We start from the raw sequence: 14,098 nt of genomic DNA on the forward strand, positions 1-14,098 counted from the left end.
CATAAAATAAACGGAATAACAAAATGAAGACAAGAAACAAACTATACGATAAGAGCCGGCTGCGCCTCCTTTGTCTGCTGACAGCGTTGCTCGGCATATTCGGTGCCGGACAGACATGGGCGGGCAATCCCACCACCCTCACCGTGGGCGGCACCAATGCACTTAACGGCGGCTACTGGACGACCGACGAAAGCGGCACCCTGACCGAGGCCAGCGCAGACAACTACAATGTCTACTACGACGGCAACGGCACCCTGACCCTGAAGGGCGCCACCATCAACGGCACGAATATCATCGGTCATGTCGGAGCGGGCATCTACGCAGAGGGCGACCTGACCATCGTGCTGGAGGGCACCAGCACCGTCACGGGCGTTCAGGATCCAAACGACGAATCCCAGAGCATCCGTGTGTCTGGGAACCTGACCATCCAAGGCGGCGGCAGCCTGACCGCGCAGGGCGCTGAGACAAGCTCAGGCAGCAGTTATGGTGTCTTTGTCATTGGATCATTCACCCAGCAAAGCGGCAGCGTCACCGCCATCGGCGGCGACGTTAGCGGAAACTATACTTCGACAGGTCTCTATGTATACGGTGGCACAGTTACGGCGCAGGACGGGACGCTGACCGCCACCGGCGGTGACACCAGTGGCAGCAGTTACGGCATCTCTATGCCTTCGTCTTCGTCTGTCACCGTGGGCAGTGCCACCGTGACCGTCACCGGCGGCACAGGCAATTACAGTTATGGCCTTTATGTTAACCCCTCTTCCCCTTCCGTTTCCCCTTCCGTGACCCTATCCGGCAGCGGCTCCCTCACCGCCCGGAGCGGATCGGGGACGGACACGGCGGTCGGCATCTACCTTGTTAACATTTGGAGCAGCACAGGGTCTGTGACCGTCGGGAACGGCTCCACCCTGCTGACCAACAGTGTGATATTTAGGGATTCGTCTTTCAATGAAAATCCGCTGGCCCCCACCGGCGACGGCAGCTGGCTGATCTACGGCCAGAGCGGCCAGACCAGCGCCGTGGGCGGCACCTATACCCTGACCGATAACCTCACCATTGAAAGCGGGAACACCCTCACCATCCCGGCGGGCAGCACCCTGACGATTCCGGAAGATAAGACTTTGACTGCCGATGCCAACCAGTTGGTTGTAAACGGAGAACTGGTATTGGAAGGTACGTTCGATAATGCAAAGGAATTGGAAGGTTCGGGAAATCTTGTTTTGGGCGAAATAACGCTGACGGACGATAAGGGTATGGATGAGTATAAGGATTACCAACTCAAGTTGAAAAGCAAAAAGGTTACTTATGTCCGTGCCCTGTCAGATAACTCCCAATATGGAACCATCTGTCTACCGTTCGTTCCTACTTCTGTAGCTGACGGTCAGGTTACTTACTATCAGGTCGAGAAGTTGGGAAGCAACGTGATTACCCTCGTAGAAACCGATTTTGAAGCCGGCAAGCCGCTGTTCTATCAAACACCCGGTACAGGCAGCATCACCTTCAGCGCCGAAAGTGCCGCAGGCGTGGAACTGGTAACCATCCCTGCGACAGACAGCTTCATGGTAGGTACAATGAGTGAGGTTATACCCAACGCGGGCTACTTCCTGAAGAACGGCAACTTCTATCCGATAGCCAATGGAGACAAAGTAAAGGTGAAGCCTTTCCGTGCGTATGTGAAGGGGCAGAATGATGCTTCGCAAGCAAGCGTCATGTCTGTCAATGTGGCAAGACCGTAACAAATCAAACAATGCTTAACCGGCGTTTAAACGGTATTTAAATACTGTTTAAACGCCGGTTAAGTTTATTTAGGCATAATAGAGAACTATAATCCTAACATCGCAGATGGCTTGATATTAAGAATCTGGCACAATAATCTGGCAATTCTCAAAGTTGGTTCCGAACGTCCTGAGATGTAATCACTTACCCTTGAAGGACTTACCCCAAGCTTTGTAGCAAGTTGTTTTTGTGTCATACCTTTCTCTTCTAACGAAAGTTCTATTAGCTCCGATACCGTAGGTTTATCAATAGGGAAATGTTCTTTCTCGTAAGCAATCACTATATCAGACATCATCGTGAGTTCTATAGCCTTATTATCATTGGCCGGAGTATCATCACCTACCAGAGGAAGAAGTTCCTCGATACGTTCTAACGCAAATTCATATTGTTCCTTAGTAATATTACTCATATTATCCATAAAATTCGTTTTTGTAAAGTTATCAATTATTCTGAAATTCAAAACTATTACGCTAAGATATTTTCAAATCCAATATTAACGTTATCACTTTAACATTACAATATTTACAGACCAGATAAATATTTTAGTTTTTTTATAATATCATCAACCGTAAAACATATAGCAGATTTACCTTTCATAATACACAAAGGCTAGAGCATAATCCCGACAAATAGTAAGCGAATTAGTAGTACAATCATCACTCAACAATACTTTCAATTGACAATAGACACATTCCATACACAAATTAAATTGATTAACATTTTTAAATAAGGCATAAAATTCCTACCTTTGCACCATTAATTAAGATACAAAAACCGCATTATGATTAAACCGGATTACCCGTCAGTACTGCTTATATACACAGGAGGTACCATAGGTATGATAGAAAACCCTGAGACAGGGGCACTGGAAGCATTCAATTTTGACCAACTGCAGGAAAACGTTCCTGAACTGAAAAGATTTAACTACCGAATATCATCATATCAGTTTAACCCGCCTATCGACTCATCGGATATGGAGCCTGCACTTTGGGCTAAAATGGTGAAAATAATCGACTACAATTATGACAATTTCGACGGCTTCGTGATACTTCACGGAACTGACACCATGGCATATACAGCGTCGGCACTCAGTTTCATGCTAGAAAATCTGAGTAAACCAGTAATCCTAACAGGAAGCCAGCTTCCTATCGGAGTTCTGCGCACCGACGGTAAGGAAAACCTCATAACATCAATAGAAATTGCAGCTGCAAAACATCCGGACGGAACAGCCGTGGTACCCGAAGTATGTATCTTTTTCGAGAACCATCTGCTGAGGGGTAACCGCACAACAAAAATCAACGCAGAAAATTTCAATGCCTTCCGTTCATACAACTATCCGGCACTTGCCACTGCCGGAATACACATAAAATATGAGTATGACAAGATAAAGAAGGTACAGCCTGGAGTGCCGATGCACCCTCACTATGTGTTCGACACCAACGTTCTGGTATTGACCATATTCCCTGGAATTCAGGAGAAACTGGTACGCACAGTACTCAACACTCCGGGCCTGAAAGCTGTTGTGCTGAAGACATACGGCTCGGGAAACGCACCACAGAAAGAGTGGTTCATAAAACTACTGGCAGAAGCGACACGTAACGGAATTGTAATAGTTAATATAACACAATGTCAGACAGGAATGGTGGAAATGGGACGTTACGAAACAGGTCTCCATCTTCTTGACGCAGGAGTGATAAGCGGCTATGACGCTACTGTAGAGAGTGTTTTGACAAAACTCATGTTCCTGCTCGGTCACGGACTGACACCGCGTGAGGTAAGAAACGAAATGAGCCGCTCAATAGCCGGAGAATTCACAAAACCGGTGTTGTAACACAATTGTAATATTTATTTCACACATCAGTAATAAAATCGCATCATCTTTGCACCTGAAAATAATATTGAATACATTTGTGAAACAATAAATAAAGGCATTATGAACGATTACAGAATTTTAGTCGTAGATGATGAAGAAGATTTGTGTGAAATCTTGAAATTCAACTTAGAGACCGAAGGCTATCTGGTGGATACGGCCAATTCGGCAGAGGAAGCTTTGAAACTGGACCTGACCCAATATAATGTCCTTCTACTGGACGTAATGATGGGCGAAATTTCAGGTTTCAGAATGGCAAGCATGATGAAAAAGAACAAGGATACGGCAAATATCCCTATCATTTTCATCACTGCAAAGGACACGGAAAACGACACACTCACAGGATTTAACCTGGGAGCGGACGACTACATATCCAAACCTTTCTCACTGCGAGAAGTACTGGCCAGGGTAAAAGCAGTAATCCGACGTACAGCAAGCGTACAGAACAAGAGTAACGACCAGCTGGTATTCAAGGATCTGGTAGTTGACTCCGGTAAAAAGAAAGTAGTCATACGAGGGGAAGAAATATCACTGACAAAAAAAGAATTTGAAATACTCCTGCTCCTACTGCAAAATCAGGGACGAGTATTTTCTCGCGAGGACATACTGGCAAAAGTATGGCATGACGAAGTATATGTACTGGACCGCACTATCGACGTAAACATCACACGATTAAGAAAGAAAATAGGAGAATACGGAAAATACATTGTAACACGTCTGGGATATGGATATTGTTTCGAATGTGAATAATTAATTGTAAACAAAAAAATGACAAAGTTTAACATACGTCTCCTCACTTTCAGCCGTAAGTTGTTCTTGTCTGTCATAACTCTGTTCGTAGCATTTGCAGCTTGCTTCATGCTGTTCCAATATCAACGCGAAAAATCATACAAGACAGAACTTCTGAACACCCAATTACAAAACTACAACGAACAGCTATACAGCTACATGGCTGATGCCGGTTCATTAGACTCGCTGAAAAACTATATAATGACCCACATGATTCCAAATCTAAGGGTTACTATAATCACTCCTGAAGGTAAAGTTATCTTCGACTCTACAGACAAGAACCTGGAAGAATTCCAGAACCATTCTTCCAGAAAGGAAGTACAGGACGCACTCATGTACGGCAGCGGATATGCCATAAACAGGTTCTCTGAAAGTATTGACGGAGAAGAATTCTTCTACTCTGCAAAATACTTTCCTAAACATCGTATAATCTTACGCTCGGCACTGCCATACAATCTAAGCCTCACCGAACATCTGGAAGCCGACATGGGATATGTGTGGTTTACAATACTCATCTGCATAATTCTGATGGTTATATTCTACAGATTTACCTACAAGCTGGGAAAATCAATCACCAACCTGCAGCAATTCGCCCTGAAAGCCGACAAGAATGAACCTATAGACATGGATATTCTGCGTACATTCCCCAAAAACGAACTGGGAGAAATTTCGCAGCACATCATTACCATCTACAAAAGACTGCACAGAGCCAAAGAAGCACTCTACATAGAAAGAGAAAAGCTGATTTCGCACTTGCAGACATCGCACGAGGGGCTTGGTGTATTTACTAAAGAAAGAAAGGAAATCCTGGTTAACAGCCTGTTCACACAATATATCAATAATATTTCGGACCGTAACCTGAGTTCTACCAACGAGATTTTTACAATACCGGAACTCAAACCGATAATAGAATTCCTCAACAAAAACGAAGGCAACTACAGTAAGGAAGAGAAAAGAACAGTACTACACCTCAACAAAAATGCGCGAACATTCACCATAGAATGTATAATTTTCCAGGATCTGTCGTTCGAAATATCAATAAACGACATAACACAGGAAGAAGAGCAGGCACGCCTGAAGAGACAGCTCACCCAGAACATCGCACACGAACTGAAGACACCGGTAAGCAGCATACAGGGATATTTGGAAACGATTCTAAGCAATCCGAACATTCCGAAAGAAACAGTCAAGACATTTCTGGAAAGAAGCTATGCACAAAGCAACCGACTCACTACCCTGCTGCGCGACATATCCGTACTGACAAGAATGGACGAAGCACCGGAAATGATGGAAAGAGAAGCCGTGAACCTGAGCCTGGTAGTAGAAAACATAATCAATGAGGTTAATCTGGGACTGGAAGAAAAGCATATAAAGGTTATAAATCTGATGCCACAGGCATTGATGATAAATGGTAATCACTCATTGCTATACTCCATATTCAGAAACCTGATGGACAACGCAATAGCATATGCCGGAACAAACATACAGATAACCATCAACTGTTTCCGCCAAGACGATACGTTCTATTATTTCAGTTTCTCTGATTCCGGAGTCGGTGTAGAAGAAGAACATCTGACACGTCTGTTCGAACGATTCTACAGAGTCGATAAAGGGCGTTCAAGAAAACTTGGAGGTACAGGTTTGGGACTTGCGATAGTCAAAAACGCCGTACTCTTCCACGGAGGAACGATATTTGCAAAGAATGCTCCAAACGGGGGACTCGAATTCGTATTTACCCTGCAAAAATAGGAACTATCAACGGGACTGCCCTGCAAGAAACGGCAGCCCCGTTTCTTTATATATATAATAAGGTAAACATACTATATAGAAATATAAAAAACATTTTGACAAGTGGAGTTTGCAAAATGACAGAAGCACATAAAAATAATTATAAAATGCAAGAAAAAGTTTGCATCCTAGGGTTGCAAAAAAGAATAAAAGAAGTAAATTTGCGTTCGGAAAAGACAAGTGTGCCTATCCAAAGTTTTACGAAATAACTTATTTTTTTATTATCAATAAAAACGTAAAGAATATGACTTATTCACACGAAGTTGAACACATGTGTGTTGTAAAAAAAGGACCTAATCATGGTCCGGCTCCAATTCCTGAAGAAGGAAAATGGGTTAAATCAAAAGAAATCAAAGACATTTCAGGTTTGACTCACGGTATCGGTTGGTGTGCTCCTCAGCAGGGTGCTTGTAAACTGACTCTTAACGTGAAAGAAGGTATCATCCAGGAAGCATTGGTTGAAACAATCGGTTGCTCTGGTATGACTCACTCTGCAGCTATGGCTTCAGAAATCCTTCCAGGTAAGACAGTTCTCGAAGCATTGAACACAGACTTGGTTTGCGACGCTATCAACACTGCAATGCGTGAATTGTTCTTGCAGATTGTTTACGGTCGTACTCAGTCAGCTTTCTCTGAAGGCGGTTTGATGATCGGTGCAGGTCTTGAAGACTTGGGTAAAGGTCTCCGTAGCCAGGTAGGTACATTGTACGGAACATTGGCTAAAGGTCCTCGTTACCTTGAAATGGCTGAAGGATATATCAAGACTATCGCTTTGGATGAAAACGATGAAATCTGCGGATACGAATTCGTTCACCTTGGCAAGTTCATGGATGAAATCAAGAAAGGTACAGACGCTAACGAAGCATTGAAGAAAGTAACAGGTACTTACGGACGCTTCACAGCAGAACAGGGTGCAGTTAAACACATTGATCCACGTCACGAATAATATAAGGAGGAAAGAACATTATGATTAGAGAAGTAAAATTTGAAAGCCAGGACCGTCGTATCAAACAGATTCTTGCTGCTTTGAACGCTAACGGTATCAAAGACATCGAAGAAGCTAACGCTATCTGCGAACAGTATGGTCTTGATCCTTATAAAACTTGTGAAGAAACTCAGCCTATCTGCTTCGAAAATGCTAAATGGGCATACGTTGTAGGTTGTGCTATCGCTTTGAAGAAAGGTTGCAAAAACGCTGCTGAAGCTGCTGAAGCTATCGGTATCGGTTTGCAGTCATTCTGTATCCCAGGTTCAGTAGCTGACGACCGTAAAGTAGGTCTTGGCCACGGTAACTTGGCTGCTATGTTGCTTCGCGAAGAAACTAAATGTTTCGCATTCTTGGCAGGTCACGAATCATTCGCTGCTGCTGAAGGTGCTATCAAAATCGCTGCAAAAGCAGACAAAGTACGTAAAGAACCTCTCCGTTGTATCTTGAACGGTCTTGGAAAAGACGCTGCTCAGATTATCTCTCGTATCAACGGATTTACATACGTTCAGACTCAGTTCGACTACTACACTGGCGAATTGAAAGTAGTTCGTGAAATCGCTTACTCAAACGGTCCTCGTGCAAAAGTAAAATGCTACGGAGCTGACGATGTTCGCGAAGGTGTAGCTATCATGTGGAAAGAAGGCGTAGATGTATCAATCACTGGTAACTCTACTAACCCTACTCGTTTCCAGCACCCAGTAGCAGGTACTTACAAGAAAGAACGTGTTCTTGCTGGTAAGCCATACTTCTCAGTAGCTTCAGGTGGTGGTACAGGTCGTACACTTCACCCAGATAACATGGCTGCTGGTCCTGCTTCTTACGGTATGACAGATACTATGGGTCGTATGCACTCAGATGCTCAGTTCGCTGGTTCTTCATCAGTTCCTGCTCACGTAGAAATGATGGGATTCTTGGGTATCGGTAACAACCCTATGGTAGGATGTACAGTTGCATGTGCAGTTGACGTTGCTACTGCTTTGAATAAGTAATCTATACTTAATCAAATATATAAACTCCTGTAATCTAAATGGTTGCAGGAGTTTTTTTGTCATTTGCCTTAACGTAAATGGAATGCAAATAAATACGCAAATTAGTCTAAAACCATAATTTATACTATCTTTGCAGCATAAATCATTGATAATCATGTGTGAATACGCTGAAATAGAAAAAATCAAACTATCCAACGGAAAGACCATCAAAGAAGTAAATGAAGAAGTACGCAAAGAAGTAGAGCGCATTTACTTGGAAGGATGGGCTAAAGGAATTTCCATACCATTTTGGGATAAAGAAGGAAATTACTATTTAGCAAATCCAGATGGTAGTGAAGATTTGGTAAGCTATGATATAAATACAAGAAGCTATCAAATTATTTCACGAACTGCTGATAAAGGAAAAGGCAGATATGCTTATTTATTAAATAAATAAAGGAATGGAAGCACGTCCAGAATTTACAGTCATAGCAGGTCCTAACGGAGCTGGGAAAAGTAGATTATCCCCTTATTACATTCACTGCAAATCTTTTGATGGCGATTTACTTGCACTCAACTTACGTAAAGAACATCCAGAATGGGAAGAACGGTGGATTGGTGGTACAGTAGCCGGCGAGTTACAAAAACAAATACATCTATTGCACTTCCAATGCAATAAATAAATTTTTAAGAATATCATGCCGAAATCAAGCCCTATACAGATAAGCATAAAATTAAGACTTAAAATAATTATATTTTCCACTATTTGTATCCTGTTGACATGTCAGGCACAAGAAAACATTCTTCCAGCCATACAGCAGCAGGAACAGATATTAAAACGCAATCCGAAAGATGTACAAGTATTAAAAGAACTTTGTTTTTTGTATTTACACAAAGCTGATTACCGCAAAGTAATAGAGTATGGGGAAGAATTATTTCGTATAGGATATGAAAAACAAGATTATGAATATAGCTTGCTGTATGCACATATCGCATTAGGGCAAGCACACGTCATGTTAGGTGATTCGAGCGCAATAAATCATCTCGGGCAAGCATCTTTACTGGGAAAAAGCACCAATAACTATTCGGCTTTATGTTCCGTTTATAACGGAATGGGGTTATATGCCAGTAACATTAACAAAGACTATTATTCTGCCCTGCATTATTTCTTTAAAGGAATAGAAGCGGCCCACAAAAGTGAAAACAGTGAACTTGAAGCTATTCTGCTGGGAAATATCTCCAGTATTTATTTTTTACAAAACAATCCTGAGGGCCTGACTTATGCACTGCAAACTTACGAAATGGGGCATAAACAAAATTCAGCCTATCTTATATTTATCGGTTCATTAAACACTTCATATATGTATTATCTGCGTAAGGAATATGATAAAGCTTTACCGTATATAAAGGAAGCCGAATTTATCATGAACCAGAACGAGTATTACAATCAAGGAAATGTGTACGCAATATACGGCATGATAGAATTTGCTAAAGGTAATAAAAAACAGGCGATTGAATATTACAGGAAAGGATTATCGCTGAATACTATGAACCAGACCTCATACAAAGTAATTTTACTGAATGAATATGCGATAGCATTAAAGGAAGATGGATACAATAAGCAGGCTATAGATTTACTTCTAAAAGCCTTATCACTCACAAAAGAAGAGAACTGTGCGGTATATAGAAACCAAGTAATCAATACATTGTCTGTCTGTTATGAAAACATGGGACAGTATGCCGAAGCACTTGCCTGGCAACGAAAGTTACAGCAGGAAACAGACAGTATTTTCAATATTGATAAAGAAAAAATGCTGAGTGAACTTCGCATAAAGTACGATACAGAACGTCAGGCAAATGAAATCCGGGAAGGGAAACTTGTTTTGCTACAGAAAGAAAAAAAGGAACAAGCCCTTTTTAGCGTCCTTATAGTGATTCTGATTGTCACCTTTACGTTATGGCTTATGTATAGGAGGAAAAACATTTTATATACCAGTATCGTGCGACAGCATCAGGAATCAATCCGCAAGGAGGAACATCTCAAAGCCATAATTAATTCCTTACAGCAGGAACATATAAATACAGCAGCAAGTGTAACTTCTTCTACCAATGAAAAGTATGCGGCCTCTTCATTGAGTAATGAAAAGAAAACTTTCCTGTTTCAACGACTGGAAAAACTAATGCAGGAACAAAAGGTATATAAAGAAAACTTATTGACAAAAGAGCGTGTTGCCGACTTACTTGAAACAAACCGCACTTATCTGTCGCAAGTAATCAATGAGCAGACACAACAGAATTTTACGCAATACGTCAACAGCTATCGAATTCAGGAAGCCATCCGTTTACTTAGCGATCCTAAAAATGATATACCATTAAAGGCTGTAGCTTCTGAAGTGGGCTTTAATTCCATGAGCACATTCTATAAAATTTTTCAGGATATTGTAGGGATTCCACCAAAACAATATCGCAATAAGGTTATTACCATGCATAAAAAAGAAGGATGAAAAACGTTTTAACAAAAAATCTTCTCCTAAAGTAACAATTGTCGAATTTGAATGCGTATTTAGTATCAATATTATATCTTTTTTTTACATTTTTGCACATGAGCAAAATTCAAGTTTAAATCTATAACCTTAAAAAAAGATATAAGTATGGAGAAAGTAGCATTACATGAAACTCGTTTCAGAATCCTCTTCCTGCTTTGGCTATGTACGTTTATTATGTTTGTCTGCGAAACTCATGCGCAGGGCAACCGCACAATTCATGGCATTGTAGTGGATGAAAACAACGAGCCGCTGCCTGCAGCCCACGTAAAACAGGTAAATGATGACGCCAAAGGATCTGTTGCAGCTGTCATTACGGATGTTCAGGGACACTTTACACTGACATTTCCATCTGATACAAAAGAGATTGAAGCTTCCTATCTGGGATATAAAACACATCGGGTGAAACTGAATGCCGATAATGATTATTTTATCGTTTTACAGCCTTCATCAGAACTTCTTGATGAGGTAGTCGTAACAGGTTATCAAACCATTTCTAAAGAACGTGCAACAGGAGCATTTTCAAAAGTTGACTCCAAAAAGTTGGAGACACAACGCCTTAGCAATATGGGAGCAATACTCGAAGGCCGTGTTGCAGGATACAGTGATGGAAAAATCCGAGGAGTTACCTCAATGAACGGACTTACTACCCCATTGTACGTAATTGACGGCTTCCCCGTAGAGAAAACGACCAACGATGGTTATGGTAACTGGATAGAAAGTGTACCAGATCTTAATATGGAAGACATTGAGAGCATCACTGTACTAAAAGACGCTGCCGCTACTTCTATTTACGGAGCTCGCGCTGCAAATGGAGTCGTTGTAATCACAACAAAAAGAGCAAAAAAAGACGAGCTTAATGTATCATTTTCCGCTACACTGACAGTTAATCCTTATGACACGTATGCTGATAAATATCTGGCAGGATCGGCTACGATGATTGAACTGGAACGTGAATGGGCTGCACAGAACCCCCAACTACATGAAGGTGATGTAAGAAGCTACGCTAACACAGTTTTGGATAACATGTCATATTCAACTCAGGGAATACGTAATATACTAAACTATTATGCCGGAAATATCACTCAGGACCAACTTGAAAGCAATCTGAAAGGACTGGCTTCACAAGGCTACCGTTATTACAAGGATATAGAAAAATACGGCAAACACAATCCGTTTTCTCAACAATATAACCTGAACATCGGAAAAGGAACAGAGAAAAACACTTTCAACGCATCCGTATCATATCGCCAAAACCAGCTGGAGGATAAGTTCTCAGAAAATAACACTATCGGTATTAATTTGCAGAACTCAACACAAATGACTTCGTGGCTTACTCTGGATATAGGAACTTATCTGAATTATGGAAAAGGAACCACACAATCATTTAATATCTTTTCGCCGGGCTATACTTATATGCCTTATGACGGACTGATGAACAGTGACGGTACGTATTATACAAATACAGAAGAAGACCGTTACAGTCTGTACAATCTGAATCTGTTGCACAACAACGGCTTATATAATCTGGACATAACACCGCTGGATGAAATCGGAATGAATCTGACGAAAAGCCGTGATTTCAGCAACCGTACATTCGCCAGACTCACTTTCAAGTTTACCGACTGGCTAAAATACACAGCGTCCTTCCAGTATGAATATGCAGAATATAAAACTGAGCAATTGAAAGGAAAAGACTCTTTTGAGGTGAGAAACATGGTAAATACATTTTCTACATCAAATAATGACGGTACTTCCACATTTGCCTTACCTTATGGCAATGTATTTTTTACATCAGCAAATACGACACATGCTTATAATTTCCGTCAACAGTTGGATTTTAACAAAACAATTGCCGGGAAACATGATATAACCATGATTCTGGGTACGGAAACCCGAGAAAACAAAATGGAATATAACGACCGTACACTCTACAATTATGATCCACAACTGCTGACTTACAGCATGATTAATGCCGGACAACTAAGCAACTTCAATGGGCAATGGGGATATGCGTCCTTTAGCCAACAAAAATTTGCTTACATTCGTGAACTTGTAAACCGTTATGTATCGGTCTATAGCAATGCCGCCTATACTTACGACGGAAAGTACATGGTAAGTGGAAGTATTCGTTGGGACAAGACGAATCTGTTCTCAACCGGTTCCAAATATCAGAAAAGACCTATTTGGTCGGTAGGAGCCGGCTGGAATATTGATCGTGAAGCATTCTTCAATGTTGCTTGGATAAACATGCTAAAACTTCGTGCAAGTTATGGTATCGGCGGTAACATTGCAAAAAACTCAGCTCCTTACATGATAGCATATTATAACAATAACAACCAGGTAGGAGGTATTCAGGGTACTATTTCAAGTCGTCCGAATCCCAATTTACGTTGGGAAAAGACTACAACTCTCAATGTAGGAATAGACTTTGCATTGTTAGGTAACCGCCTGAACGGTTCTATTGAATATTACAATAAAAAAGGAACAGACCTTCTTGCCAATACCAATGGCGTACCGACTGAAGGATGGGGATATAGCACATATTCCATCAATAACGGAGAAATGACGAATAAAGGTTTTGAACTGACACTGTCGGGAGATGTTATTCGCAATAACGACTGGAACTGGAATGTAAGCGGTGTATTAGGTTACAACAAAAATAAAGTAACGTATGTAAATGTGAAAGCTCCGGTAGCATATCTGGTAATTGACTACCCTACCGCATATCCACGGGTAGGAAATCCATACAATGCCATTTATGGCTATCAATGGGCAGGATTGAGTGAGACCGGAACTCCGCAAGTATATGACGCAGAAGGAAAATTATATACAGATATGACTCCTTCGGAAATTGAGGACCTCGTTTACCTGGGAACTACCGTACCAATATATAATGGTTCTGTCAGTACAAATCTACGCTGGAAGAACTGGGAACTGGCTGCTCAGTTCCTGTTTGAAGGCGGACATAAAATGCGTAACACAAACACAGCATTTATTTCGTCGGGTATGGGAGTAGTCAGCAAAGACATAGAAAATCGCTGGCGTGAACCTGGTGACGAAGCTCATACTGATATACCACGCTATATATCTACGGAAAGCCCACTCTACAACTATAACTACCAAAGTATGTATGCCAACTCCTCTATAAACGTAATTGATGCAACAAACTGGCGTTTAAGAAACCTTTCATTGACCTACCGCATTCCTTCAAAATGGTGTCATAAACTATATCTGAAGAATGCACGTATCATGCTGGGCATGGAGAATGTGTTTACAATGGCCAAAAGCAGCAATGCCAAGTATTTGCTTGGCGGATATACCAAGCCTAACTACCTGTGTGGCGTTTACCTGAATTTCTAACCATTTATATTGC

At 41.5% G+C, this 14,098-nt stretch carries 11 protein-coding genes; 10 read left to right on the forward strand and 1 reads right to left on the reverse strand.

Annotated features, from left to right (window positions below; translation table 11 throughout):
• Window positions 1-23 precede the first annotated feature (23 nt).
• Window positions 24-1,736 (forward strand): autotransporter outer membrane beta-barrel domain-containing protein, encoded by a 1,713-nt coding sequence (locus OCV82_RS08665; RefSeq protein ID WP_154044050.1) that lies wholly within the window; start codon window positions 24-26, stop codon window positions 1,734-1,736.
• Between the two features lie 86 nt (window positions 1,737-1,822).
• On the opposite strand, the gene OCV82_RS08670 is transcribed toward OCV82_RS08665, so the two are convergent.
• The gene (locus OCV82_RS08670; RefSeq protein WP_154044113.1) at window positions 1,823-2,185 is read right to left on the reverse strand and encodes a helix-turn-helix domain-containing protein; all 363 of its coding nucleotides are present in this window, start codon (window positions 2,183-2,185) and stop codon (window positions 1,823-1,825) included.
• A gap of 372 nt (window positions 2,186-2,557) precedes the next feature.
• Between OCV82_RS08670 and OCV82_RS08675 the strand changes: the two genes are divergently transcribed.
• The 9 genes from OCV82_RS08675 to OCV82_RS08715 all read left to right on the forward strand — a co-directional run bounded on the left by OCV82_RS08675 (window position 2,558) and on the right by OCV82_RS08715 (window position 14,085).
• Window positions 2,558-3,607 (forward strand): asparaginase, encoded by a 1,050-nt coding sequence (locus OCV82_RS08675; RefSeq protein ID WP_154044051.1) that lies wholly within the window; start codon window positions 2,558-2,560, stop codon window positions 3,605-3,607.
• Between the two features lie 102 nt (window positions 3,608-3,709).
• Window positions 3,710-4,396 (forward strand): response regulator transcription factor, encoded by a 687-nt coding sequence (locus tag OCV82_RS08680; protein WP_154044052.1) that lies wholly within the window; start codon window positions 3,710-3,712, stop codon window positions 4,394-4,396.
• An 18-nt stretch (window positions 4,397-4,414) separates the two neighbouring features.
• Window positions 4,415-6,184 (forward strand): sensor histidine kinase, encoded by a 1,770-nt coding sequence (locus OCV82_RS08685; RefSeq protein WP_154044053.1) that lies wholly within the window; start codon window positions 4,415-4,417, stop codon window positions 6,182-6,184.
• Window positions 6,185-6,467: 283 nt separating this feature from the next.
• The gene (locus OCV82_RS08690; protein WP_154044054.1) at window positions 6,468-7,169 is read left to right on the forward strand and encodes an iron-sulfur cluster assembly scaffold protein; all 702 of its coding nucleotides are present in this window, start codon (window positions 6,468-6,470) and stop codon (window positions 7,167-7,169) included.
• Window positions 7,170-7,189: 20 nt separating this feature from the next.
• Window positions 7,190-8,200 carry a GGGtGRT protein gene (locus OCV82_RS08695; RefSeq protein ID WP_154044055.1) on the forward strand — a complete coding sequence of 337 codons (1,011 nt, stop codon included), beginning with the start codon at window positions 7,190-7,192 and terminating at the stop codon, window positions 8,198-8,200.
• 154 nt (window positions 8,201-8,354) lie between these two features.
• On the forward strand, window positions 8,355-8,636 hold the full coding sequence (locus OCV82_RS08700) for a xenobiotic reductase B (protein WP_154044056.1): 282 nt from the start codon (window positions 8,355-8,357) through the stop codon (window positions 8,634-8,636).
• A gap of 4 nt (window positions 8,637-8,640) precedes the next feature.
• On the forward strand, window positions 8,641-8,862 hold the full coding sequence (locus tag OCV82_RS08705) for a hypothetical protein (RefSeq protein ID WP_154044057.1): 222 nt from the start codon (window positions 8,641-8,643) through the stop codon (window positions 8,860-8,862).
• Window positions 8,863-8,877: 15 nt separating this feature from the next.
• On the forward strand, window positions 8,878-10,683 hold the full coding sequence (locus OCV82_RS08710) for an AraC family transcriptional regulator (RefSeq protein WP_154044058.1): 1,806 nt from the start codon (window positions 8,878-8,880) through the stop codon (window positions 10,681-10,683).
• Window positions 10,684-10,899: 216 nt separating this feature from the next.
• Window positions 10,900-14,085, forward strand: a complete 3,186-nt coding sequence (locus OCV82_RS08715) for a SusC/RagA family TonB-linked outer membrane protein (protein WP_317258402.1) — start codon at window positions 10,900-10,902, stop codon at window positions 14,083-14,085.
• Window positions 14,086-14,098 lie beyond the last annotated feature (13 nt).

Origin of the sequence: Bacteroides cellulolyticus (genome assembly GCF_025567135.1) — a bacterium.
GTDB lineage: Bacteria > Bacteroidota > Bacteroidia > Bacteroidales > Bacteroidaceae > Phocaeicola > Phocaeicola cellulolyticus.

Bases quoted from the DNA above. Each gene is read 5' to 3' on its own strand.
- OCV82_RS08670 (WP_154044113.1), bottom strand. From the start codon at position 2,185: ATGAGTAATATTACTAAGGAACAATATGAATTTGCGTTAGAACGTATC.
- OCV82_RS08710 (WP_154044058.1), top strand. From the start codon at position 8,878: ATGCCGAAATCAAGCCCTATACAGATAAGCATAAAATTAAGACTTAAA.
- OCV82_RS08685 (WP_154044053.1), top strand. From the start codon at position 4,415: ATGACAAAGTTTAACATACGTCTCCTCACTTTCAGCCGTAAGTTGTTC.
- OCV82_RS08715 (WP_317258402.1), top strand. From the start codon at position 10,900: ATGTTTGTCTGCGAAACTCATGCGCAGGGCAACCGCACAATTCATGGC.
- OCV82_RS08675 (WP_154044051.1), top strand. From the start codon at position 2,558: ATGATTAAACCGGATTACCCGTCAGTACTGCTTATATACACAGGAGGT.
- OCV82_RS08680 (WP_154044052.1), top strand. From the start codon at position 3,710: ATGAACGATTACAGAATTTTAGTCGTAGATGATGAAGAAGATTTGTGT.
- OCV82_RS08690 (WP_154044054.1), top strand. From the start codon at position 6,468: ATGACTTATTCACACGAAGTTGAACACATGTGTGTTGTAAAAAAAGGA.
- OCV82_RS08700 (WP_154044056.1), top strand. From the start codon at position 8,355: ATGTGTGAATACGCTGAAATAGAAAAAATCAAACTATCCAACGGAAAG.
- OCV82_RS08705 (WP_154044057.1), top strand. From the start codon at position 8,641: ATGGAAGCACGTCCAGAATTTACAGTCATAGCAGGTCCTAACGGAGCT.
- OCV82_RS08695 (WP_154044055.1), top strand. From the start codon at position 7,190: ATGATTAGAGAAGTAAAATTTGAAAGCCAGGACCGTCGTATCAAACAG.
- OCV82_RS08665 (WP_154044050.1), top strand. From the start codon at position 24: ATGAAGACAAGAAACAAACTATACGATAAGAGCCGGCTGCGCCTCCTT.